The following is a 22,635-nucleotide window of genomic DNA, read 5'->3' as shown; positions in this document are numbered from 1 at the left end:
CACAATGATTATGACCACCATTATGATTACCATTACGATGTGTAACTGGGTGGGTTAGTGCGTTCTAAATAAAAAATACATGAAACCCGCAACTTATGCGGGTTTTTTTTATACAGTTTTTTGCATTCACAACATTTTTTATAGGAGACTCCTATGCGCGTACTTAAATTTGGCGGCACCTCGCTTGCCAACCCGGAAAGATTTTTGCAGGCAGCCCGGCTTATCGAAAAAGCTCATTTGGAAGAGCAGGCCGCCGCCGTTTTGTCGGCGCCCGCAAAAATTACCAATCACCTCGTCGCTCTTTCTGAAAAAGCCAGCCTTAATCAACCTACCGAAACAAATTTTAATGAAGCGTTAGACATTTTTTATAACATTATTAACGGGCTGCATGAAAAAAATAATAATTTTGATCTTAAAGGTACATCGCAGCTTATCGAAAGCGAATTCAATCAGCTTGCGGAATTATTAGAACAAATTCGCCAAGCGGGCAAAGTGGAAGACGCGGTAAAAGCAACAATCGACTGTCGCGGTGAAAAATTATCTATCGCTATGATGAAAGCCTGGTTTGAAGCTTGCGGATATGAGGTAACGGTAATTAATCCGGTGGAAAAACTGTTAGCTTACGGCAATTACCTGGAGTCATCGGTCGATATTGAGGAATCGGCAAAACGTGTTGATGTGGCTTCAATTCCGAAAAATAACGTCGTATTAATGGCGGGATTTACCGCAGGAAATGAAAAAGGCGAACTTGTTCTGTTAGGACGTAACGGTTCGGATTATTCCGCCGCTTGTTTAGCGGCCTGCTTGAACGCCAGTGCTTGCGAAATCTGGACTGATGTTGACGGCGTGTTTACCTGCGATCCGCGTTTGGTACCGGATGCCCGTTTGCTGCCAAGTCTTTCTTACCGCGAAGCGATGGAATTGTCTTATTTCGGTGCAAAAGTGATTCATCCGAGAACCATCGGCCCGTTAGTTCGCAGCAATATTCCTTGTTTGATTAAAAATACGGGAAATCCGACCGCCCCCGGTTCTATTATTGACGGAAATGAGCCGCAATCAGGCGAATTACAGGTTAAAGGTATTACCAATTTAGATAATGTGGCGATGTTTAATGTGTCGGGTCCGGGTATGCAAGGCATGGTAGGCATGGCTGCACGGGTTTTCTCAACGATGTCGAAAGCCGGTGTTTCCGTTATTTTGATTACTCAATCTTCTTCCGAATACAGTATTAGTTTCTGTGTGCCGAGTAAATTAGCTGCGAAAGCAAAAGACGCGTTAAATACGGAATTCGCTAAAGAATTATTAGACAAAGATTTAGAACCGGTTGAGGTTATCGAAGATCTTTCAATTATTTCCGTAGTCGGCGACGGTATGAAACAGGCGAAAGGTATTGCGGCGCGTTTCTTCTCCGCATTATCACAGGCGAATATCAGCATTGTCGCCATTGCCCAGGGGTCTTCCGAACGTTCGATTTCCGCCGTAGTGGCGCAAAATAAAGCTATTGAAGCGGTGAAGTCCACCCACCAGGCACTTTTCAACAATAAGAAAAGCGTCGATATGTTTCTTGTGGGGGTCGGCGGTGTCGGTGGCGAATTAATCGAACAGATTAAGCAGCAAAAAGAGTATCTGGCAAAAAAGGATATTGAAATTCGGGTTTGCGCTTTGGCAAACTCGAATAAAATGTTGTTGAATGAAAACGGTTTATCGCTGGATAACTGGAAAGAAGATCTATCCAATGCCACCCAACCGTCGGACTTTGACGTATTACTGTCATTTATTAAATTGCACCATGTGGTGAATCCGGTATTTGTGGACTGCACAACGGCAGAGTCCGTATCCGGTTTATATGCGCGCGCTTTAAGCGAGGGTTTTCATGTGGTTACGCCAAATAAAAAAGCCAATACCCGCGAAATGGCGTATTATAATTTGGTACGTGAAAATGCGCGCAAAAATCAACGTAAATTCCTGTACGATACCAATGTCGGTGCGGGCTTGCCGGTTATCGAAAATCTGCAGAATTTGCTTGCCGCCGGCGATGAAGTAGAACGTTTCAACGGAATTTTATCCGGTTCCTTATCCTTTATTTTCGGTAAACTGGAAGAAGGTCTGACATTGTCGCAGGCAACGGCGCTTGCCCGTGAAAAAGGCTTTACCGAGCCGGATCCGCGTGACGATTTATCCGGTCAGGATGTGGCGCGTAAGCTGTTAATTTTAGCCCGCGAAAGCGGTTTAGAATTAGAACTTTCCGATGTGGAAGTGGAAAGCGTATTGCCGAAAGGTTTTTCCGAAGGAAAAAGTGCGGTGGAATTTATGGAAATTTTGCCGCAACTGGATGCCGAATTTGCCGCCCGTGTAGAAAAAGCAGGTGCTCAGAATAAGGTTTTACGTTATGTCGGACAAATAAATGACGGCAAATGCAAGGTGTCGATTGTGGAAGTCGATGCGGACGATCCGTTATATAAAGTCAAAAACGGTGAAAACGCACTGGCATTTTATACTCGCTACTATCAACCGATTCCGCTATTATTACGTGGTTACGGTGCAGGTAATGCGGTAACCGCCGCCGGTATTTTTGCCGATATCCTCAGAACGTTAAGAAATTAAGAGAGTAAACAATGTTAAGAATTTATGCTCCGGCATCAAGCGCGAATATCAGTGTCGGTTTTGATACTTTAGGTGCGGCAATATCCCCGATTGACGGGTCATTGCTCGGCGATGTGGTACAAATTGAAGATATTCCCGCCGGTTTTGAGTTGGAAAGTGCGGGTTATTTTGTCCGTAAATTACCGAAAGAACCGCAAAAAAATATTGTTTATCAAGCTTATGTTCTGTTTAGCGAACGCTTAAAACTACGTAACGGTCATGTCAAACCTTTGCGTTTAACTCTTGAAAAAAATATGCCGATAGGTTCGGGTTTAGGTTCCAGCGCCTGTTCTATTGTGGCGGCGTTGGTGGCATTGAATATGTTTCATAACGAGCCTTTTTCTAAAATGGAACTGCTTGAAATGATGGGCGAATTGGAAGGTCGCATTTCAGGTTCTATCCATTATGATAACGTGGCGCCTTGCTATCTCGGCGGCGTACAGCTTATGGTGCAGTCTTTGGGCAATATTTGTCAGCAACTGCCGTTTTTCGATAGTTGGTATTGGGTGCTGGCTTATCCGGGTATTGAAGTTTCCACTGCCGAAGCGCGGGCGATTTTGCCGAAAAGCTATACCCGTCAGGATGTGATTGCTCACGGACGCCATTTAGGCAGCTTTGTTCACGCTTGTCACACGCAGCAGGATGTCTTAGCCGCATTAATGATGAAAGACGTTATAGCAGAACCTTATCGCGAATCCCTGTTGCCGAATTTTGCCGAGGTAAAACAGGCTTCACGGGATTTAGGCGCCTTAGCCACCGGGATTTCGGGTTCCGGTCCGACAATTTTTTCCATCGCGCCGGATTTAGCGGTCGCTACTAAGCTTGCCAATTATTTAGAGAATCATTATCTGCAGAATAACGAAGGCTTTGTGCATATCTGTAAGGTGGATAATCAGGGTACAAGGGCTTTAGGATAACGAATAATATCAATATCCTCACTATTGATAATTGAGAAATTAAAATAAACAGGAATAATATTAAATTATGAATCTATACAACATTAAACACCCGGAAGAACAAGTAAATTTTGCCCAGGCGGTACGCCAGGGGTTGGGAAAAGATCAGGGATTATTTTTTCCTGAAGTGATTCCGGCTTTAGATAATATTGACGAATTATTAGCCTTGCCGTTAGTGGAACGCAGTCAAAAAATCTTAGGCGCTCTAATCGGAGAAGAAATTCCGGCGGAAAAACTCAATACCATGGTGAAAAACGCGTTCACTTTTCCGGCTCCGGTGGCAAAGGTAGAAGAGGGCGTTTATGCATTGGAATTATTTCATGGCCCGACTTTAGCCTTTAAAGATTTCGGCGGCCGTTTTATGGCGCAGGCGTTAGCGACAGTGCGCGGCGACGGCAAAATTACCATCTTAACCGCGACTTCGGGCGATACCGGGGCGGCGGTTGCTCATGCATTTTACGGTTTGGAAAATATTGATGTGGTGATTCTTTATCCGCAAGGTAAAATCAGCCCGTTACAGGAAAAATTATTCTGCACATTAGGCGGCAATATCCGTACCGTCGCGATTAATGCGGATTTTGACGCTTGCCAGGCGTTGGTAAAACAAGCTTTTGATGATGAGGAATTGCGTCGGGCGATCGGTTTAAATTCCGCAAATTCCATTAATATCAGCCGTTTACTGGCTCAGGTTTGCTATTATTTTGAAGCGGCGGCACAACTTTCGCCTTCAGAGCGCAGCAATCTGGTGGTTTCCGTACCAAGCGGTAACTTCGGTAATTTAACCGCCGGATTAATCGCGAAAACCTTAGGTTTGCCGATTAAGCGTTTTATCGCTTCCACCAATGCCAATGATACGGTTCCGCGTTATCTGGCAAAGGGGAAATGGGAACCTAACGCAACGGTGGCAACTTTATCTAACGCCATGGATGTCAGCCGCCCGAATAACTGGCCGCGTGTCGAAGAATTGTTTAAACGTAACGGTTGGGCTTTATCCGAGTTGCATTCGGGTGCGGTTTCCGACGCACAAACGGAAGAAACCCTACGCGATATGAATGCAAAAGGTTATCTGTGCGAACCTCACGGCGCCATTGCTTATCGCGTATTGAAACAGGACTTGCAAGCGGGCGAAACCGGTTTGTTCCTGTGCACGGCGCATCCGGCGAAGTTTAAAGAATCCGTTGAACGCATTCTTAACACCCAATTACCGCTTCCGCAGGCGCTTGCAAAACATGCGGAATTACCATTGCTTTCCGATGTAATGGAAAATGATTTTGCCGCATTGCGCGCTTATTTATTGAAAAAATAATAATCCGGGCTTATGAATATTGCTCATTTATAAGCCTTCATTGTTAAAGTGCGGTCGATTTTTTGAAAATTTTTTCTCATCACATAAAATTTCGAAAAATTTCACCGCACTTTTGATTTTGTCGTTATGGAAAATATTTCTGAATTAACCGGATTTCGTCATTTGAAAATGCAGGTTCAGCGCAGATTAACAAATTGTCTGACGCTTGCCGAAACGCATTTTCATCGTTCTTTTCCTATGCCGACGGTCACTTATCAGGTACGTGGAATGAAAGCGGGGGTTGCTTATTTGCAACAAAACGAAATCCGTTTAAACCGCACTTTATTGTTGGAAAATTCCGCCGAGTTTATCGGGCAGGTAGTACCTCATGAGCTTGCACATTTGCTGGTTTATCAAGTATTCGGGCGGGTAAAACCCCATGGCGTCGAATGGCAAACGGTGATGAACAACGTATTTGATTTGCCGGCAAACGTCTATCATCGGTTTGATGTTAAATCCGTGCAGGGCGAGACTTTTACTTACCAATGCCAATGCCGGACTCATCAACTTTCCGTTCGCCGCCATACCCGGATTCAGCGTGATCACGCGGTGTATTTTTGCCGGAAATGCAGGAGCTGTTTATCTTTTGTAAGCGGTTGAGATCAAGTTTATAAAATATAAACAGACCCTCGAGTTGAGTTGCAATTTTGCGGTACTTAAAATCCGATTTAAAAGTGCGGTTAAATTCGGCGGATTTTTTATAAATGAACATTTCGGCGGATAAATTGTCTTAGTTCACAGCTAAATAAGTTAAATCCGCTTTGTCGGATTATTTAGCGACCATCCTTTTCTTAGATTTATAAGGAATTTATATGAAAAAGACATTATTAGCGATTATCGCCGCATTAGCCATGGTATCCGCTGCGCAAGCCAACGTTTACGTTGAAGGTAATGCGGGATATTCGAAAATTAAATCCGGAGAAGTCAGCGATCACCGTTTTTCGCCGAATGTCGCGCTAGGTTATGACACGGGCGATATGCGTTATGCGATAGACTATACTCATTACGGCAAATCAACTGACGGCAATTCCGAAGTAAAAGCGCACGGCTTCGGCGTATCCGCAATCTATGATATTGAAGTCGGTTCACCGGTTAAACCTTATATAGGCGCACGTTTATCGGCGAACGACATTGATGCGAAAGAAGAGAAAAGATCCGGCGGCTCGCGCATAATTAAAGAAACGGACTCTTACAAATTGGGTTACGGCGCCTTAGCCGGCGTGCAATACCAGGTAGCGAAAGACGTTTCTTTAAACGGTGGTGTTGAATATAACCGTTTGGGCAAAGCCAACGGTCACAACATCAATCAATACGGCGCTAAAGTCGGTGTCCGTTACGACTTCTAATCTTTCCTGAATCTGAAAAGTGCGGTGAAATTTTCAAAATTTTTACCGCACTTTTTTTCTATTTCCCTTCTAATGCAAAAATCCGTAAAACTGCGGTTGAAATTTGCAAAATTATTCTTATATCTAAAAAGCTATTGAAACAGGTTCATGCCTGTTTATTATAATGCTTTTGACGGGAAGACCCGTTCTACGAGGAAAATAAAATGAGCAATAAAGAAACTTGTGGATTTCAAACCGAAGTAAAACAACTTTTACAATTAATGATTCATTCTCTTTATTCCAATAAAGAGATTTTTTTGCGCGAGCTGATTTCAAACGCATCGGATGCGGCGGACAAACTCCGTTTTAAAGCGCTTTCCGCACCGGAACTTTATGAAGGCGACGGCGATTTAAAAGTGCGCATTAGCTTTGACGACAAAAAAGGTACGTTAACCGTGAGCGATAACGGTATCGGTATGACCCGGGAACAAGCCGTCGATCATTTAGGTACGATTGCAAAATCAGGCACAAAAGAATTTTTAAGCGCGCTAGGAAATGATCAGGCGAAAGACAGTCAGTTAATCGGTCAGTTCGGGGTCGGATTTTATTCCGCATTTATCGTTGCCGACAAAGTGGAAGTGCGTAGTCGTGCCGCCGGTGTCGCGGCGGATAAAGGCGTGCTTTGGGCTTCTGCCGGCGAAGGCGAATATTCGGTAGAAAATATTGAGAAAAAGGATCGCGGTACGGAAATTACCTTATTCCTGCGTGAGGATGAAAAAGAATTCTTAAACGAATGGCGTTTACGGGAAATTATCGGCAAATATTCCGATCATATCGGGTTGCCGGTGGAAATTCTGACGAAAGAATATGACGAAGAAGGTAAAGAATCCGGTGTGAAATGGGAAAAAATCAATAAGGCGCAAGCCCTTTGGACCCGTTCTAAAGCGGAAATTTCCGATGACGAATATAAAGAATTTTATAAACATATCAGCCATGATTTTGCCGATCCGTTAAGCTGGATGCACAATAAAGTGGAAGGCAATCAGGAATATACCAGTCTGCTTTATGTGCCGGGCAAAGCGCCTTGGGATTTATTCAACCGCGAACAAAAACACGGTTTAAAACTCTATGTGCAACGCGTATTCATTATGGATGACGCCGAAGTCTTTATGCCGAATTATTTACGCTTTATGCGCGGTTTGTTAGACAGCAACGATTTGCCGTTAAACGTTTCCCGCGAAATTTTACAGGATAATAAAACCACGGCGGCGTTGCGCAAAGCCTTGACCAAACGTTCGTTACAAATGCTGGAAAAATTAGCGAAAGACGAACCTGAAAAATACGCCGTATTCTGGAAAGAATTCGGCTTGGTGCTGAAAGAAGGCGTGGCGGAAGATTTCGCTAATAAAGAACAAATTGCCAAACTTTACCGTTTCGCTTCTACTCACACGGACAGCAGCGAACAAAATGTGTCCTTTGAGGACTATATTTCCCGTATGAAAGAAGGGCAAAAAGCCGTCTATTACATTACCGCGGACAGCTATGTGGCGGCGAAAAACAGCCCTCACTTGGAATTGTTCAACAAAAAAGGCATTGAAGTATTATTACTTTCCGATCGTATCGACGAATGGATGTTGAGTTATTTAACGGAATTCGACGGTAAACCGTTGCAATCCGTCACCAAAGCGGATTTGGATTTAGGCGATTTGGCGGATAAAGAGGAAGAAAATCAAAAAGAACAGGATGAAAAATTCGATTCCTTTATCCAACGGGTGAAATCTTTGCTTGGTGAGCGAGTAAAAGATGTACGTATAACCCACCGCCTAACGGATACGCCGGCGGTAGTTTCAACGGATAATGACCAAATGACTACACAAATGGCGAAACTTTTTGCCATGAGCGGTCAACCGGTGCCGGAAGTAAAATATACCTTTGAGATTAATCCGCAGCACGAATTAGTGAAAAAAGCGGCGAAGGTGACCGATGAAACCGAATTCGGCGATTGGATTGAATTGCTGTTAAATCAAGCCATGCTTGCGGAACGCGGTTCTTTGGAAAATCCGGTGGCGTTCATTAAACTTGTGAATGCTTTATTGGCGAAATAAAATTTTAACGTATAATAAGGCCAGTTTTTACTGGCTTTATTATTTTTATGACAACATTCATTGCGTTCGGCAATATTCAACAACATTACCCTCTTAGACAAATTCCGCCTGAATTTTTAACGGAAGAATTAGGCCGGAAACCCACCGAAAATATACGGGTAAAGCGCCGTCATCGCAGCCGATGGATTGCGCATTTTTTATTATGGGAATTATGCAAAAAAGCCCAAATTCCTACCGCACTTTTAGCGGATATTCAGCGTTCTGTCAGTGGACGTCCTTATTTTACGCCCCCTCATATTGATTTTAATATCAGCCATTCGGGCGACTGGGTAGCGGTGATTTTATCCGTTAATACGCCTCAATCTATTGTGGGGATTGATATTGAACATCCTAAAAAAATGCGAAATTACACCGCACTTTTAGCGCATTTTGCCTCGCAACGGGAGCAGAATTGGTTTGCCGGTGAGGCGGATGCGGACAGCGCTTTTTATCGTTGCTGGTGCCTGCGGGAAGCAATATTGAAATCTCAGGGTGTGGGGATCGTTCAGTTAAGCGAAGTGTTTCATGATCCGCAAAACCTGCGTTTACAATCCGCTTATTGTCCCTCCGGTAGATTAATTTTTACCGATGAACTGCCTTTCTATTTTGCCTGTTTTGCGGCAAATTCACAGCTGGAACAAGCGCAATATTTCTGTTGGGAAAACAATGGATTTTCTCCGGTCAGCTTGAATAATGCCATTAAATATTCTGTCAATAAAACTTAAAAAATGAGCGTTTGTGCTAATTTTTTGTGAGCAAGTTCAAAAAAACTATAAAAAAAACCTTAAAATTTTCAATTTTGAATTATCCTTACCCATAGTTTTCGCCGGAGGTAGCGTAATGTCCGAATTACAACAGTTTAGTCAGCAAGATATTGAAGTTCTTAATGAAGAAACGCTTTACAGCGGTTTTTTTAAGATGAAAAAAGTGCGGTTTCGTCATAAATTGTTTGCCGGCGGAATGAGCGAAGTCGTAACCCGGGAACTTCTTTATAAAGGCGCGGCCTCTGTGGTGATCGCTTATGATCCGGTTCGTGACGAAGTCGTGCTGGTAGAACAGGTACGGATTGGCGCCTATGACCCGAACTTATCTTCTTCACCCTGGTTAATGGAACTGATTGCCGGAATGATAGAAGAAGGCGAAAGCCCGGAAGAAGTGGCAATGCGCGAAAGCGAAGAAGAAGCCGGCGTGACGATTGATAATCTGGAGTATGCGTTAAGTGTTTGGGATAGCCCCGGCGGAACGGTGGAACGCCTGTATTTATTTGCCGGTAGAGTGGACAGCAGTAAGGCGAAAGGATTGCACGGTTTAGCCTGCGAACACGAAGATATTAAAGTCCATGTAGTCAGCCGGGAAACCGCATATCAATGGGTAAATCAGGGTAAAATTGATAACAGTAGTGCCGTGATAGGTATCCAATGGTTGCAACTTAACTATCGGCGGTTGCAAAAAAACTGGTGTTGATTGGTCGCAACCGGAATGTGATCTGGCTTTCAATTTTTATAAAAAAATAGCTATAAATATGATCTTGTTAACAATTTTTTATTTTGCCTGATGAAAAATTTTATGAAACGTATAAGGTAATTACAGTTTGATAATTAGAGGTTCGCTGTGATAAGTAATACATATATCTATGAAGCCGATAGCGATGTGATTCGTTTTGTACAGATAACGGACCCTCATCTGTTTAAAGATGAGCAGGGAGAGCTATTAGGTGTGAATACGCAACAGAGTTTGACGCAGGTATTGACGGAACTGAAAGAAAATCAATTTAACTATGATTTTGTTTTAGCTACCGGCGATATCGTACAGGATAGTAGCGAAGAGGCTTATTTACGTTTCTGCAAATCCGTTCAACAATTAGATAAAATGGTTTTTTGGATCCCCGGAAATCATGATTTCCAGCCAAAAATGTTTGATATTCTGGTACAGGAGCATGGCAATTTAAGCCCTAAAAAGCACCTGTTATTGGGTGACAAATGGCAGATACTAATGCTGGACAGCCAAGTGTTCGGTGTGCCGCACGGGCAATTAGGGCAATATCAGTTGGAGTGGCTGGATTCCAAATTAAAAGATAATCCGGATCGCTATTCGTTGGTGGTGTTGCATCATCATATTCTGCCAACCCACTCCAGCTGGCTGGATCAACATAATCTGCGTAATGCCCACGAATTAGCGCAGGTTCTTGCCCAATATGATAATGTGCGGGGGATTTTGTACGGGCATATTCATCAGGCAATGGACGGCACATGGAAAGACTACCAAATTATGGCAACACCTTCCACCTGCATACAGTTTAAGCCGGATAGTAATGTTTTTGCGCTGGATACCTTACAACCGGGCTGGCGGGAAGTGGAACTGCATTCCGACGGCTCTATCATCACAAGAGTGAACCGTATTCAAAAAGCCAGCTTTTTGCCGAATATGCAGGAAGACGGCTATTAAGGGTTTTATTGGTTAACGGGATGATTCTAAAAGTGCGGTAGAAATTTTGAAAATTTTCACCGCACTTTTTCATTAAACGGTAAATAATTTTACCAGTTCCCTTTCTAATTCTTCATTAAATTTCCCCGCCCGATAATCCGCTTTAAGTTGATCTTTTTGGTCGGGCGCCTGTTCTGCACGTCGTTTGAAAAACTCGGGGAATTCTTTTAATACCAAGCGTGTTGTATCATTTTCGATACGGAATAAACTTGGAATATTGTGGGTTTCCACCACGAGTTTTTGTTGTTCGTCGGAATCAAATCGGCTACGCTCATGGTAATTTTTGCGTGCCACGTATTTGATTTTGATATTCGGGTTCAATTCGGCAAACTTTTGCACAAAAGGTACAAACACCCGGCAATCGGGGCAGAAGGGTTCGCCCAATACTAACCATTGCTGCGGTGCGGAAATGGCGGCGATACGCCGTTCGGTAAGGGCGGATATGTGCGTATCGGCATAAACTTCTAATTGACGCCGTTTATTTTCTTCCTCATTAAAATTTAAATATTGCTGAAAGTCTGACATGATTTTTTCCTAAGAGATATAATAAAAAAACGATTAATCCTACAAGGAATCAATTTATGAAACAATATCAATATCGTATTACTCTGGAATATTTAGAAGATAATCAAGGCAACCCAAAAGATGAAAAGATTCAATTTACGGCTGCCAATCATGACGATATCTTCAAAATTATCGAACTATCCAAACAACGTGAGGGCTTTACATCCGACATGGCGGAACAGTTTACGGTCGGTTTGAAATTGATGGGCGAGGTAATGATGGCTCATCGGGATTTCCCCTTGTTTCGTGAAATTAAACCGCATTTTTTAGAAATCATGAAGTTGGTAAAAGGTAAGGGAAAAGCGGAATAGATCAGTTTGCTTAAACTGGTTAAATCTAACTCTAACAGGTAAAAATCCGTGAAAAACGGCGTTTTTAACTGGTCATAATTGCTACAAATCTGTAAAATGACCCACCGATTTTAACTTACCCGATTCGAGCGGGTAAGCTGTCCGTTTATTAACTGAATGATTGAAAAAAGATGACACAAAAATTACATATTAAAACCTGGGGCTGCCAGATGAATGAATACGATTCATCAAAAATGGCGGATTTATTGCAGAGTACGCACGGTTTGGAATTAACGGAAGAAGCGGAACAGGCAGATGTATTGCTGCTGAATACCTGCTCAATTCGCGAAAAAGCGCAGGAAAAAGTGTTCCATCAATTAGGTCGTTGGAAAGAATTAAAGAAAAAAAATCCTAATTTAGTGATTGGTGTGGGCGGTTGCGTGGCTTCGCAGGAAGGCGAACATATCCGTGAACGTGCGCCTTATGTGGATATTATTTTCGGGCCGCAAACATTGCACCGTTTACCTGAAATGATTAACCAGATTCGTGCCGGTGAAAAAGCGGTGTTGGATATCAGTTTCCCTGAAATTGAAAAATTTGACCGCTTGCCGGAGCCCAAAGCGGAAGGTCCGACAGCATTTGTTTCCATTATGGAAGGTTGCAATAAATACTGTACTTATTGCGTTGTGCCTTATACCCGCGGTGAAGAAGTAAGCCGCCCGTTAGACGACGTGTTATTTGAAATTGCGCAACTGGCGGAACAAGGCGTACGGGAAGTAAACCTGCTCGGCCAAAACGTTAATGCTTACCGTGGCCCTACTCACGACGGCGGCATTTGCTCGTTCGCCGAGTTATTGCGTTTAGTGGCGGCGATTGACGGCATCGACCGTTTACGCTTCACTACCAGTAACCCGATTGAATTTACCGATGATATTATCGATGTATATCGCGATACGCCGGAATTGGTAAGTTTCTTACATTTACCTGTGCAAGCGGGTTCCGACCGTATTTTAACTATGATGAAACGCGGTCATACGGCGATTGAATATAAATCGATTATCCGTAAATTGCGTGCGGTTCGCCCTAATATTCAGATCAGTTCCGATTTTATCGTTGGCTTCCCGGGAGAAACCAATGAGGAATTCGAACAAACTATGAATCTGATTCAACAAGTCAACTTCGATATGAGCTTCAGTTTTGTGTATTCGGCTCGCCCGGGCACGCCGGCGGCGGATATGCCTGATGATGTGACCGAAGAAGAGAAAAAACAACGTTTATACATTCTTCAACAACGCATTAATAATCAAGCGGCACAATTCAGCCGCGCAATGCTTGGCACCGAACAACGCGTATTGGTGGAAGGTCCGTCGAAGAAAGACATCATGGAACTGACCGGTCGCACGGAAAACAACCGTATCGTAAACTTTGCGGGTACGCCCGATATGATCGGCAAATTCGTGGATATTAAAATCACCGATGTATTTACCAACTCGCTACGCGGCGATGTTGTCCGTACCGAAGATCAAATGGGCTTACGCGTCGTGCAATCACCGCAAGCGGTAATCAACCGCACCCGCAAAGAAGACGAACTCGGAGTAGGGCGTTTCGGCGGTTAATTTGAGTTTATTTGAATAACCGTTCAGCATAAAAGTGCGGTCAAAATTTCGAAAATTTTACCGCGCTTTCTATTCTGTCATCCCTTTATTTTCTCTTCCAGAAAATCAATCAACGCCCGTACCTTGCCGGCTTTCTGACTGTGTTGCATATAGAACAGATATAAAGCGGGATATTGTGTCCAGTGCGCATCCAGTACCGGGATAAAATTTTTGCGGTCATGCAGGGCGTTCACTACCGGTTCGAACAGTTGCCCCAATGCTACACCCTGACGTACGGTATCCAATTCCACGGTAAGATTATTGGTTAAAACGGAATAAGGCATATCTATTGAAATTTCTCTGCCGTCTTGATTAAAAGTCAAAGGATAGGTGCGATTTGCCGTGACAAAACGATAACCCAGCAGTTTATGCTGGCTTAAATCTTCTAATGTTTCCGGTTTTCCGTATTTACGGAGATAACTTTCCGAGGCATATAGTCCCAACCGTACCGGATCGAGCAGCTTTTTAGCCACCACGTTCTGTTCCAGCCGATCGCCGAAACGCATTCCTACATCAAAACCTTCTTTTACAATATCTACAATGCCGTCATTGACGGAAATTTCCAGCCGAATATCGGGGTAACGTTCACAGAATTCGGCGAAATGCGGTCTGATGACCAATAAATAAGAAATAATAGAAGTGGTAATCCGAACCAGCCCCGAAGGTTTCTCCGTTAAATCCCGAACGGACTCCATAACCGAATCCAGACCTCGAAGCATATCCTTGGTGGATTCGAACAACCGCTGTCCCGCCTCCGTTAATTCCATTTTACGGGTGGTGCGGGTAAACAGAGGCAAGCCCAAATGCCGTTCAAGCAGTTTTAACGCATTGCTCACTGCCGGCGGTGCGACTTCAAGTTTGCGCGCGGCGCCGGCGATAGATCCTTCAATAACGATTTCATGAAAATAGGTAAGATACCCGTAAATTGAACTTTGCATAGTATTATTAATTTTTTGTTAATTGTGAATTATTAATTAGCAATCTTATCATATTAATTAAAATATTTATAATGCTCACCATCGAACGGCAAAGGCTGTTCGCGTAACAAACATTAATTTAAACATTTTTAAGGAAAGTATTATGAAACATTCAATGATCAAAACCGTAGCATTCGCATTTATTACCGCCGCATTCTCTATGCAAGCAATGGCGGCAAGCCCGATGGAACGTGAAATTGTACGCAATATTTCAAACCAGACTCACCAGCCGGTTAAAGCCGAAACCAACCGTTATGAAGCGTTAAAAACCGAACTTGACGCAAAATTAGCGCAGTTAAGCCAGGCTTCCGATATGACTGTATTCAATGCGCTGGCAACCGATGCTAAGGAATTGGCGCAACAAACTAAAGCGGCGGTGCTGGCTCAGACTTTTGATTTCGGCGAAGCTTCGGACAACCGCCGTGCAGAGTTGGATGCGGACTATAGCGGCTGGAAATTGAATAAACTTATCGACAGTCTGGATCAGGCGGCGACAAAAGCGGATTTAGCAGCAGCCAAAACCGAAATCCGTTCACATATCTAATTATTAACGCGGCTAATCCGCGATAATTCTAAAGTCTGTAAAGTGCGGTAAAATTTTCGAAATTTTTACCGCACTTTTCATTTCTATATTCTTAATCGCTATAAATAATACGTAATCATTCTTTTATTTCGGAAGAAAAAGTCCTTTATAATGTCACTTAATTGATTCCTTATCTTGAGTATTATTATGAATTGGCAATATATTTGGAATGCGCTTCCAAGATTTGTAGATGCCACAATTTTAACGCTGGAACTTTCATTCTGGGCGATTTTATTCTCCGTAATTATCGGGGTGATTTGCGCTGTGGTGATGAGTTACCGCGTGCGCGGTTTGCAGACGATTGTTAAGGCTTATATTGAGCTTTCCCGCAATACGCCGCTTCTTATTCAAATTTTCTTTCTTTATTTCGGCTTATCAAAAATCGGCGTTAAATTAGAAGGTTTTACTTGCGCGGTTATCGGTTTGGCGTTTCTTGGCGGCAGTTATATGGCGGAAGCCGTACGTGCCGGTATTGAATCGGTTTCTAAAGGTCAGGTGGAATCGGCATTAAGTATCGGTTTAACGCCGATGCAAACTTTCCGTTATGTGGTGTTTCCGCAGGCCTTTGCGGTAGCAACGCCCGCTATCGGCGCCAATTGTTTGTTTTTGATGAAAGAAACCTCAGTGGTCAGCGCAATCGCCATTGCCGAATTAATGTTTATGGCAAAAGAAATTATCGGTATGGATTATAAAACCAACGAAGCCCTATTCCTGCTGGTGGTGTTTTACCTCATTATTTTATTGCCGGTGTCTGTTTTTATCGGTTATCTGGAACGCCGCTTACGTCGTGCGAAATATGGAGCCTAAAAGATGGGGTTAACGCTTTTATTTGAAGGAAATAATTTACAGCGCCTGTTGGCGGGCTTGGGTATTACCGCCGAAATTGCCTTTGTTTCGGTATTTTTTGCCTGCATTTTAGGGATTGTAATGGGCGTAGTGATGACCAGCCGGAATATCTTTGTGAGAGGATTTTGCCGTTTATATTTGGAAATCGTCCGTATTATTCCTTTATTGGCGATTTTATTTATCGTTTATTTCGGCGTGGCGAAATGGTTTAACGTTCATTTATCGGGCGTAACGGTTTGTATCCTCGTTTTTATTTTTTGGGGAACGGCGGAAATGGGCGATTTAGTGCGCGGCGCATTAACTTCAATCGAAAAACATCAGACGGAAGCCGCTTATGCTTTGGGATTAAGTAAAATTCAAACCTTTATTTATATTTTGTTGCCGCAAAGTTTAAAACGGGTAACGCCGGGAGCGATTAATTTATTTACCCGTATGATCAAAACCAGTTCCCTTGCCATGTTAATCGGCGTATTGGAAGTGATTAAAGTAGGGCAGCAGATCATCGAAACTTCATTATTCCGGGATCCTACATCGGCACTGTGGATTTACGGGGTTATTTTCGCACTTTATTTTGCGATTTGTTATCCGCTTTCCTTATTTTCTAAATATTTAGAAAAACGCTGGGAAAATTAATTGAAATATACAGCGGGTTTGTCGGCCCGAAAACGAATCGAATAAAAATGATGAGACAGAATCATGGCGTTATTAGAAATTAAAGAGTTGGTAAAAAATTACGGCGAAGTGACCGCACTTAACGGCGTTAATTTATCCGTTGAAAAAGGCGAAGTGGTGGTTATTCTCGGGCCCTCCGGCTGCGGGAAAAGTACTTTTTTGCGCTGTATTAACGGGTTGGAAGAAATCAAAAGCGGCTCTTTAAAGTTGGCTGATGTGGGCGAATTAGGCAAGGATATTTCCTGGGTGAAAGCCCGTCAACATATCGGTATGGTATTCCAAAGCTACGAATTGTTTGCTCACATGACCGTTATCGACAATATTTTGCTCGGCCCTTTGAAAGTGCAGAAACGCGCGCGTGCGGAAGTGGAAAAACAAGCGGATGCGTTATTAAAACGGGTCGGTTTATATGAGCGTAAAAATGCCTATCCGCGGGAACTTTCCGGCGGACAAAAACAGCGTATCGCCATTGTTCGTTCATTATGTATGAACCCGGATATTATGTTATTTGACGAAGTTACGGCGGCATTGGATCCGGAAATGGTACGCGAAGTGTTGGACGTGGTGCTGGGGCTGGCGAAAGACGGCATGACCATGATTATCGTCACCCATGAAATGCAGTTTGCCCGTCAGGTGGCGGATCGCATTGTATTTATGGATAACGGCAATATTATTGAAGAATCCGAGCCGGAACAATTTTTCACCAGCCCGAAAACCGAGCGGGCGAAAACTTTCTTAAACATTCTTGATTATTATATTTAACACAACATAAAGGTAACAATATGAAAATTTTCAAAAAAACGACCGCACTTTTAGCGGCAGCATTACTGGCGACCGGTTTAACCGCTTGCGACAACAAAGACAGCGGAGCGGCTTCAGCCGACAATAACGCAGTTTCAGCCATCGAACGCATCAAAAAAGCGGATAAAGTCCGTATCGGTGTATTCAGCGATAAACCGCCTTTCGGTTATGTGGACAAAGACGGCAAAGTACAGGGTTTTGACGTAGAAATCGCCAAAGCGGTAACTAAAGATCTCTTAGGCGATGAAAATAAAGCGGAATTTGTGCTGGTGGAAGCGGCAAACCGTGCGGAATATCTGCTTTCCAACAAAGTGGATATTACCATGGCAAATTTTACGGTAACGCCAGAACGTAAAGAAGTGGTAAATTTCGCCAAACCCTACATGAAAGTGGCGTTAGGCGTGGTTTCGAAACAGGATGCACCGATTACCGACGTCGCTCAGCTTGCGGATAAAACCTTATTATTAAATAAAGGCACCACGGCGGATGCTTATTTCACCAAAAATTTCCCTAAAAATAAGTCGTTGAAATTCGAGCAAAATACCGAAACTTTTCAAGCATTGTTAGACGGTCGGGGCGATGCGCTTTCACATGACAATACGTTATTATTCGCATGGGCGAAAGAAAATCCGGGTTATGTGGTTGCCATTAAAAATCTTGGCGATTTAGATTACATTGCGCCGGCAGTGAAAAAAGAAGATACGGATTTACTGCAATGGTTAGATGGCGAAATCGAGAAACTCGCTAAAGACGGAACCTTGAATAAAGCTTATCAGAAAACGCTGCAACCGATTTATGGCGATGAAATAAAAGAAGCGGACGTTTTAGTCGAATATCAATAATCTCCCGATAAATTAAAAAGTGCGGTTGCTTTCACCGCACTTTTTTATCATTATATATCCTCTGTTTATCATTATTTTATGCGGTTTGATCAAGGAAATCTTATGAATATTCAACAAATTGTTAAAGAAAAGGGATTGGGTTTACTTTTCCGGCAAGGTACTGTGGGCATTGAAAAAGAGAGCCAACGCGTACATGCCGACGGGTCGATTGTTACCAGCGAACACCCGAAAGCCTTTGGTAACCGTTCCTATCATCCTTATATTCAAACAGATTTTGCCGAAAGCCAGTTAGAATTAATTACGCCGCCGAATAAAAAAATCGAAGATACGTTACGTTGGCTGTCCGCCCTGCATGAAGTGACGTTGCGTACTATCGACGAAAACGAATATATTTTCCCAATGAGTATGCCCGCGGGATTGCCGCCGGAACAGGAAATCCGGGTCGCCCAATTGGATAATGCGGCGGATGTGGCTTATCGCGAGCATTTGGTTGCCTCTTACGGCAAGGCCAAGCAAATGGTAAGCGGCATTCATTATAATTTTCAATTGGATCCAAAACTGGTTGAAACGCTGTTTAACGCACAAACGGACTATAAAAGTGCGGTCGATTTTCAGAATAATTTATATTTGAAAATGGCAAAAAATTTCCTGCGTTATCAATGGATACCGCTTTATTTATTATCAGCTACGCCAACCGTGGAGGCGAATTATTTCAAAGACGGATCACCGTTAAAACCCAATCAATATGTGCGCAGTTTGCGTTCCAGTAAATACGGTTATGTGAATGCGCCGGATATTATCGTTTCTTTTGACAGTATTGAAAAATATGTGGAAACCTTGGAACATTGGGTTAATTCCGGCAGATTAATCGCTGAAAAAGAATTTTATTCCAATGTCCGCCTGCGCGGGGCGAAAAAAGCCCGCGAATTTTTGCATACGGGGATTCAATATCTTGAATTCCGCTTGTTTGATCTGAACCCTTTTGAGGCTTACGGCATTAATTTAAAGGACGCAAAATTTATTCATCATTTTATTTTGTTAATGATTTGGCTGGAGGAAACGGCGGATCAAGATGCCGTTGAGTTAGGGCGTGCCAGATTAGGCGAAGTGGCGTTTGAAGACCCTCACAGCGAAACCGCTTATCGTGATGAAGGCGAACAGATTATTAATCAATTGATTGATATGCTGAAAGCTATAGGCGCGGAACAAAGCGCGGTGGAATTCGCCGAAGAAAAATTAGCCCAGTTTGCCAATCCGGGTCAAACTCTTTGCGCCCGTTTAGTCGATGCCATTGAACAGGCCGGCGGTTATCAACAATTGGGCGGGGAAATCGCAAAACGTAATAAAGTTCAGGCTTTTGAGCGTTTTTATGCTTTATCCGCCTTTGATAACATGGAGCTTTCTACTCAGGCTTTAATGTTTGATGCCATTCAAAAAGGCTTAAATATGGAAATTCTTGATGAAAACGACCAGTTCCTGCGCCTGCAATTCGGTGATCATTTTGAATACGTGAAAAACGGCAATATGACCTCGCATGACAGTTATATTTCGCCGTTAATTATGGAAAATAAAGTTGTCACTAAAAAAGTACTGGCGAAAGCGGGGTTCAATGTGCCGCAGAGTTTGGAATTTACCAGTGTCGAGCAAGCGGTGGCAAGCTATCCGTTATTTGAAGGCAAAGCGGTTGTTATCAAGCCGAAATCCACTAACTTTGGTTTGGGAATCAGTATTTTTCAACAAGGCGTGCATGACAAGGCGGATTTCGCCAAAGCCGTTGAAATTGCGTTCCGTGAAGACAAAGAAGTGATGGTGGAAGATTATCTGGTGGGTACGGAATACCGTTTCTTCGTACTGGGTAACGAAACCCTTGCGGTATTATTGCGCGTGCCGGCGAATGTGATGGGCGATGGTGTCCATACGGTGGCGGAACTTGTGGCGGCGAAAAATGATCATCCGTTGCGCGGTGACGGCAGTCGTACGCCTCTGAAGAAAATCGCCTTAGGTGAGATTGAACAACTTCAATTAAAAGAGCAGGGATTAACGGTAGATTCCGTGCCGGCAAAAGATCAGCTCGTACAGTTACGGGCCAATTCGAATATCAGTACCGGCGGCGATAGTATCGATATGACCGATGAAATGCACCCTAGCTATAAAGATTTAGCGGTAGGCATTACTAAGGCAATGGGGGCGGCGGTGTGCGGCGTGGATTTAATTATCCCTGATTTGAAAAAACCGGCGGAGCCGAATTTAAGCTCATGGGGCGTAATTGAAGCAAACTTTAATCCGATGATGATGATGCATATTTTTCCGTATTCCGGTAAATCAAGAAGATTGACGTTGAATGTGTTGGGGATGTTGTTTCCGGAATTAGTCTAGTTTATTACTTTCTTTGCTTGCCCAAATAAAATAACCAAAGAAATGCCCCGAGTAAGTTGCCGTTTACGGAAAATCCGGGCAACTTAGAGGGGAAAGTGCGGTTGGAATTTAAATATTTTTAAAATTATGGTAATTTTAGCCGCACTTTTTTACAATAGCCACCATGCTTTCCCTATATGTTGCCCTGTTTCGGAGCAAGTTTTTAGAAAGGTTTACCTACGAGAGCGCAGCGCAGACAGAAAACTTTTCGTGAAGAAAATTTGCCGCTAAACAGGATGGAGCAATATAACCGGGATGTGTTTCTTTTGGTTCGTTCTCTTGGTTTGTGCAAAGAAAACGAACGTAATCCGAGGATCAAACATTGACAACCCAATATAAACAAGAATTTACCCTCACCCCGCAAGATAACGCACGCCTACAATCCCTTTGCGGCGCTTATGACGACAATATCAAACTCATTGAAAGCGAGTTTAACCTTGATATCGCCCGCCGTAATTTTACCTTTATTATCCAATCGAAAGACAAACAATCTAAGCCGCATCATGAAGCGTTAATTAAAAGTGCGGTGAAATTAATTCAGGATTTGTACGTGGAAACCGCGCCTGTACGGGGAAAAATCAAAGAACTGGATTTATCCGACGTGCATATGGCGATTCAGGAAAGCCGAATGCTGTTGCAGCCTGCTCAAACCGATGAAAAGGCGGATACTGACGAAAGTAAGGTTTATACCACAACCATCAAAACCAAACGGGGGCTGATTAAACCTCGGGGTAAAAATCAAATTGAGTATCTGCATAATATTTTAATTCATGATATCAGTTTCGGTATCGGTCCTGCGGGCACGGGAAAAACTTTCCTGGCGGTTGCCGCTGCGGTTGAAGCCCTTGAGCGGCAGGAAGTCCGCCGCATTTTATTAACACGTCCTGCAGTTGAAGCCGGTGAGAAACTCGGTTTTCTGCCCGGTGATCTGGGATCTAAGATCGAGCCTTATTTGCGCCCGCTTTACGACGCTCTTTATGAAATGCTTGGTTTCGAACGGGTTGAAAAATTGATGGAACGCAATGTCATTGAAATTGCGCCGCTGGCTTATATGCGCGGGCGGACACTCAACGATAGTTTTATTATTCTTGATGAAAGCCAGAATACAACTGTCGAGCAAATGAAAATGTTCCTGACCCGAATCGGCTTTAATTCCAAAGCGGTTATTACCGGTGACGTAACCCAAGTGGATTTGCCGCGTAGCCAGAAATCGGGTTTAAAACACGCAATTGAAGTTTTGGAAAAAGTTGAAGAATTAAGCTTTAACTATTTCGACAGCAAAGATATTGTCCGCCATCCGGTGGTTGCCAAAGTCGTTCAGGCTTATGAAAGCTGGGAGGCGGAAGATGAAATCCGTAAGCGGAAATTAGCCGAACAACGCCGGGCCGAACGAGCTGAGATTGCTGAAAATTTAAAAGTAGACTAAAATCCACCTTGCTGTAAATCATTATCAAGAGGTACTAACTATGGAATTTTGGCATGGTTTTTTAATTATTACAGGGATTCATATTTTGGCGGCTATGTCTCCAGGACCTGATTTTATTTATGTGTCTCAACAAACGTTGAGCAGAGGACGCGCTGCTGGAATTATATGTGCGTTAGGTGTTGCTTTTGGTTTAGGCGTTCATATTTTATATTCTGTTTTGGGTTTGGCTGTTGTTATTGCTTCCGCTGCTTGGATATTGACTACAATTAAAATTATTGGCGGTATTTATCTAATTTATCTTGGTTATAAAGGATTAAAAGCCAGAGCTAAAAATCAAGTGCAAATCATTGAAAAGGTTGAAGTTCAACAAGAGAATCGGCTTAAAACTTTATGGAAGGGTTTTTTATGTAACGTCTTAAATCCTAAAGCACCGGTTTATTTTGTTTCTGTCTTTACCGTTGTGCTTTCTCCTAATATGCCTGTTTGGCAATTGGCTATTTATGGCGTTTGGATGATGTTTTTGCAGTTCGTATGGTTTGCCAGTGTTGCATTTCTGCTTTCAATTCCAAAAGTAAATAAACAATTTCAAAAAGCGGGACATTGGATTGATCGTATATTAGGTTTTGTTATGGTTGGTTTAGGAATTAAAGTGATATCAAGCTAATTG

The 22,635-nt window shown here is 43.1% G+C and carries 21 protein-coding genes; 19 read left to right on the top strand and 2 right to left on the bottom strand.

The window, feature by feature from the left end:
* Window positions 1–153: 153 nt before the first annotated feature.
* From thrA to cpdA, 9 genes are all read left to right on the top strand, one after another.
* Entirely contained in the window at window positions 154–2,604 is a 2,451-nt protein-coding gene (thrA, locus tag MS_RS07780; protein ID WP_011200871.1) for a bifunctional aspartate kinase/homoserine dehydrogenase I, read from the top strand.
* Between the two features lie 11 nt (window positions 2,605–2,615).
* Window positions 2,616–3,560 carry a homoserine kinase gene (thrB, locus tag MS_RS07775; protein ID WP_011200870.1) on the top strand — a complete coding sequence of 315 codons (945 nt, stop codon included), beginning with the start codon at window positions 2,616–2,618 and terminating at the stop codon, window positions 3,558–3,560.
* Window positions 3,561–3,627: 67 nt separating this feature from the next.
* On the top strand, window positions 3,628–4,905 hold the full coding sequence (gene thrC, locus MS_RS07770; RefSeq protein WP_011200869.1) for a threonine synthase: 1,278 nt from the start codon (window positions 3,628–3,630) through the stop codon (window positions 4,903–4,905).
* A gap of 126 nt (window positions 4,906–5,031) precedes the next feature.
* Window positions 5,032–5,544 (top strand): SprT family zinc-dependent metalloprotease, encoded by a 513-nt coding sequence (locus tag MS_RS07765; RefSeq protein WP_011200867.1) that lies wholly within the window; start codon window positions 5,032–5,034, stop codon window positions 5,542–5,544.
* 212 nt (window positions 5,545–5,756) lie between these two features.
* Complete coding sequence (locus MS_RS07760) at window positions 5,757–6,290, top strand: opacity family porin (RefSeq protein WP_011200865.1); 534 nt, start codon at window positions 5,757–5,759, stop codon at window positions 6,288–6,290.
* Between the two features lie 203 nt (window positions 6,291–6,493).
* Window positions 6,494–8,374, top strand: coding sequence for a molecular chaperone HtpG (htpG, locus tag MS_RS07755; protein WP_011200864.1), 1,881 nt, complete (start codon window positions 6,494–6,496; stop codon window positions 8,372–8,374).
* Window positions 8,375–8,421: 47 nt separating this feature from the next.
* On the top strand, window positions 8,422–9,138 hold the full coding sequence (locus MS_RS07750; RefSeq protein WP_011200863.1) for a 4'-phosphopantetheinyl transferase family protein: 717 nt from the start codon (window positions 8,422–8,424) through the stop codon (window positions 9,136–9,138).
* A gap of 115 nt (window positions 9,139–9,253) precedes the next feature.
* Window positions 9,254–9,877, top strand: coding sequence for an ADP-ribose diphosphatase (gene nudF / locus MS_RS07745; protein WP_041639916.1), 624 nt, complete (start codon window positions 9,254–9,256; stop codon window positions 9,875–9,877).
* 150 nt (window positions 9,878–10,027) lie between these two features.
* Window positions 10,028–10,858 carry a 3',5'-cyclic-AMP phosphodiesterase gene (gene cpdA, locus MS_RS07740; RefSeq protein WP_041640224.1) on the top strand — a complete coding sequence of 277 codons (831 nt, stop codon included), beginning with the start codon at window positions 10,028–10,030 and terminating at the stop codon, window positions 10,856–10,858.
* Between the two features lie 72 nt (window positions 10,859–10,930).
* Here the strand turns inward: cpdA and MS_RS07735 are convergent, their stop codons facing one another.
* Complete coding sequence (locus MS_RS07735; RefSeq protein ID WP_011200860.1) at window positions 10,931–11,422, bottom strand: thioredoxin family protein; 492 nt, start codon at window positions 11,420–11,422, stop codon at window positions 10,931–10,933.
* Window positions 11,423–11,478: 56 nt separating this feature from the next.
* Here MS_RS07735 and MS_RS07730 point away from each other — a divergent pair, with 56 nt between their 5' ends.
* Window positions 11,479–11,772, top strand: coding sequence for a DUF3861 domain-containing protein (locus MS_RS07730; RefSeq protein WP_011200859.1), 294 nt, complete (start codon window positions 11,479–11,481; stop codon window positions 11,770–11,772).
* Between the two features lie 170 nt (window positions 11,773–11,942).
* Window positions 11,943–13,367, top strand: coding sequence for a tRNA (N6-isopentenyl adenosine(37)-C2)-methylthiotransferase MiaB (miaB, locus tag MS_RS07725; protein WP_011200858.1), 1,425 nt, complete (start codon window positions 11,943–11,945; stop codon window positions 13,365–13,367).
* Window positions 13,368–13,444: 77 nt separating this feature from the next.
* On the opposite strand, the gene MS_RS07720 is transcribed toward miaB, so the two are convergent.
* A complete protein-coding gene (locus MS_RS07720) occupies window positions 13,445–14,344 on the bottom strand; it encodes a LysR family transcriptional regulator (protein ID WP_011200857.1) in 900 nt (299 codons plus the stop codon).
* 142 nt (window positions 14,345–14,486) lie between these two features.
* Between MS_RS07720 and MS_RS07715 the strand changes: the two genes are divergently transcribed.
* The 8 genes from MS_RS07715 to MS_RS07680 all read left to right on the top strand — a co-directional run bounded on the left by MS_RS07715 (window position 14,487) and on the right by MS_RS07680 (window position 22,632).
* Window positions 14,487–14,927 carry a hypothetical protein gene (locus tag MS_RS07715; protein WP_011200856.1) on the top strand — a complete coding sequence of 147 codons (441 nt, stop codon included), beginning with the start codon at window positions 14,487–14,489 and terminating at the stop codon, window positions 14,925–14,927.
* 186 nt (window positions 14,928–15,113) lie between these two features.
* Window positions 15,114–15,773 (top strand): amino acid ABC transporter permease, encoded by a 660-nt coding sequence (locus MS_RS07710; RefSeq protein WP_041639914.1) that lies wholly within the window; start codon window positions 15,114–15,116, stop codon window positions 15,771–15,773.
* A gap of 3 nt (window positions 15,774–15,776) precedes the next feature.
* Window positions 15,777–16,445: an amino acid ABC transporter permease gene (locus MS_RS07705; RefSeq protein ID WP_011200854.1), complete on the top strand. Its 669-nt coding sequence runs from the start codon at window positions 15,777–15,779 to the stop codon at window positions 16,443–16,445.
* Between the two features lie 63 nt (window positions 16,446–16,508).
* The gene (locus MS_RS07700; RefSeq protein ID WP_011200853.1) at window positions 16,509–17,246 is read left to right on the top strand and encodes an amino acid ABC transporter ATP-binding protein; all 738 of its coding nucleotides are present in this window, start codon (window positions 16,509–16,511) and stop codon (window positions 17,244–17,246) included.
* Window positions 17,247–17,266: 20 nt separating this feature from the next.
* On the top strand, window positions 17,267–18,127 hold the full coding sequence (locus MS_RS07695) for a cysteine ABC transporter substrate-binding protein (RefSeq protein WP_011200852.1): 861 nt from the start codon (window positions 17,267–17,269) through the stop codon (window positions 18,125–18,127).
* Window positions 18,128–18,229: 102 nt separating this feature from the next.
* On the top strand, window positions 18,230–20,503 hold the full coding sequence (gene gshAB, locus MS_RS07690; RefSeq protein WP_041639912.1) for a bifunctional glutamate--cysteine ligase GshA/glutathione synthetase GshB: 2,274 nt from the start codon (window positions 18,230–18,232) through the stop codon (window positions 20,501–20,503).
* Between the two features lie 361 nt (window positions 20,504–20,864).
* Window positions 20,865–21,968, top strand: a complete 1,104-nt coding sequence (locus tag MS_RS07685; protein ID WP_011200850.1) for a PhoH family protein — start codon at window positions 20,865–20,867, stop codon at window positions 21,966–21,968.
* Between the two features lie 40 nt (window positions 21,969–22,008).
* Window positions 22,009–22,632 (top strand): LysE family translocator, encoded by a 624-nt coding sequence (locus MS_RS07680; RefSeq protein WP_011200849.1) that lies wholly within the window; start codon window positions 22,009–22,011, stop codon window positions 22,630–22,632.
* Window positions 22,633–22,635: the final 3 nt, after the last annotated feature.

The organism is [Mannheimia] succiniciproducens MBEL55E, from assembly GCF_000007745.1.
Classification (GTDB): Bacteria; Pseudomonadota; Gammaproteobacteria; order Enterobacterales; family Pasteurellaceae; genus Basfia; species Basfia succiniciproducens.
The sequence above is the reverse complement of the archived record's forward strand: the minus strand, read 5'-3'. Positions and strand labels throughout refer to the sequence as shown.

What these genes read in the sequence shown, in the direction of transcription:
- nudF (WP_041639916.1), top strand. Translation starts at nt 9,254, where the DNA reads ATGTCCGAATTACAACAGTTTAGTCAGCAAGATATTGAAGTTCTTAAT.
- MS_RS07710 (WP_041639914.1), top strand. Translation starts at nt 15,114, where the DNA reads ATGAATTGGCAATATATTTGGAATGCGCTTCCAAGATTTGTAGATGCC.
- MS_RS07730 (WP_011200859.1), top strand. Translation starts at nt 11,479, where the DNA reads ATGAAACAATATCAATATCGTATTACTCTGGAATATTTAGAAGATAAT.
- thrB (WP_011200870.1), top strand. Translation starts at nt 2,616, where the DNA reads ATGTTAAGAATTTATGCTCCGGCATCAAGCGCGAATATCAGTGTCGGT.
- MS_RS07765 (WP_011200867.1), top strand. Translation starts at nt 5,032, where the DNA reads ATGGAAAATATTTCTGAATTAACCGGATTTCGTCATTTGAAAATGCAG.
- thrA (WP_011200871.1), top strand. Translation starts at nt 154, where the DNA reads ATGCGCGTACTTAAATTTGGCGGCACCTCGCTTGCCAACCCGGAAAGA.
- MS_RS07720 (WP_011200857.1), bottom strand. Translation starts at nt 14,344, where the DNA reads ATGCAAAGTTCAATTTACGGGTATCTTACCTATTTTCATGAAATCGTT.
- MS_RS07705 (WP_011200854.1), top strand. Translation starts at nt 15,777, where the DNA reads ATGGGGTTAACGCTTTTATTTGAAGGAAATAATTTACAGCGCCTGTTG.
- MS_RS07700 (WP_011200853.1), top strand. Translation starts at nt 16,509, where the DNA reads ATGGCGTTATTAGAAATTAAAGAGTTGGTAAAAAATTACGGCGAAGTG.
- thrC (WP_011200869.1), top strand. Translation starts at nt 3,628, where the DNA reads ATGAATCTATACAACATTAAACACCCGGAAGAACAAGTAAATTTTGCC.
- MS_RS07695 (WP_011200852.1), top strand. Translation starts at nt 17,267, where the DNA reads ATGAAAATTTTCAAAAAAACGACCGCACTTTTAGCGGCAGCATTACTG.
- miaB (WP_011200858.1), top strand. Translation starts at nt 11,943, where the DNA reads ATGACACAAAAATTACATATTAAAACCTGGGGCTGCCAGATGAATGAA.
- MS_RS07760 (WP_011200865.1), top strand. Translation starts at nt 5,757, where the DNA reads ATGAAAAAGACATTATTAGCGATTATCGCCGCATTAGCCATGGTATCC.
- htpG (WP_011200864.1), top strand. Translation starts at nt 6,494, where the DNA reads ATGAGCAATAAAGAAACTTGTGGATTTCAAACCGAAGTAAAACAACTT.
- MS_RS07750 (WP_011200863.1), top strand. Translation starts at nt 8,422, where the DNA reads ATGACAACATTCATTGCGTTCGGCAATATTCAACAACATTACCCTCTT.
- MS_RS07735 (WP_011200860.1), bottom strand. Translation starts at nt 11,422, where the DNA reads ATGTCAGACTTTCAGCAATATTTAAATTTTAATGAGGAAGAAAATAAA.
- gshAB (WP_041639912.1), top strand. Translation starts at nt 18,230, where the DNA reads ATGAATATTCAACAAATTGTTAAAGAAAAGGGATTGGGTTTACTTTTC.
- MS_RS07715 (WP_011200856.1), top strand. Translation starts at nt 14,487, where the DNA reads ATGAAACATTCAATGATCAAAACCGTAGCATTCGCATTTATTACCGCC.
- MS_RS07680 (WP_011200849.1), top strand. Translation starts at nt 22,009, where the DNA reads ATGGAATTTTGGCATGGTTTTTTAATTATTACAGGGATTCATATTTTG.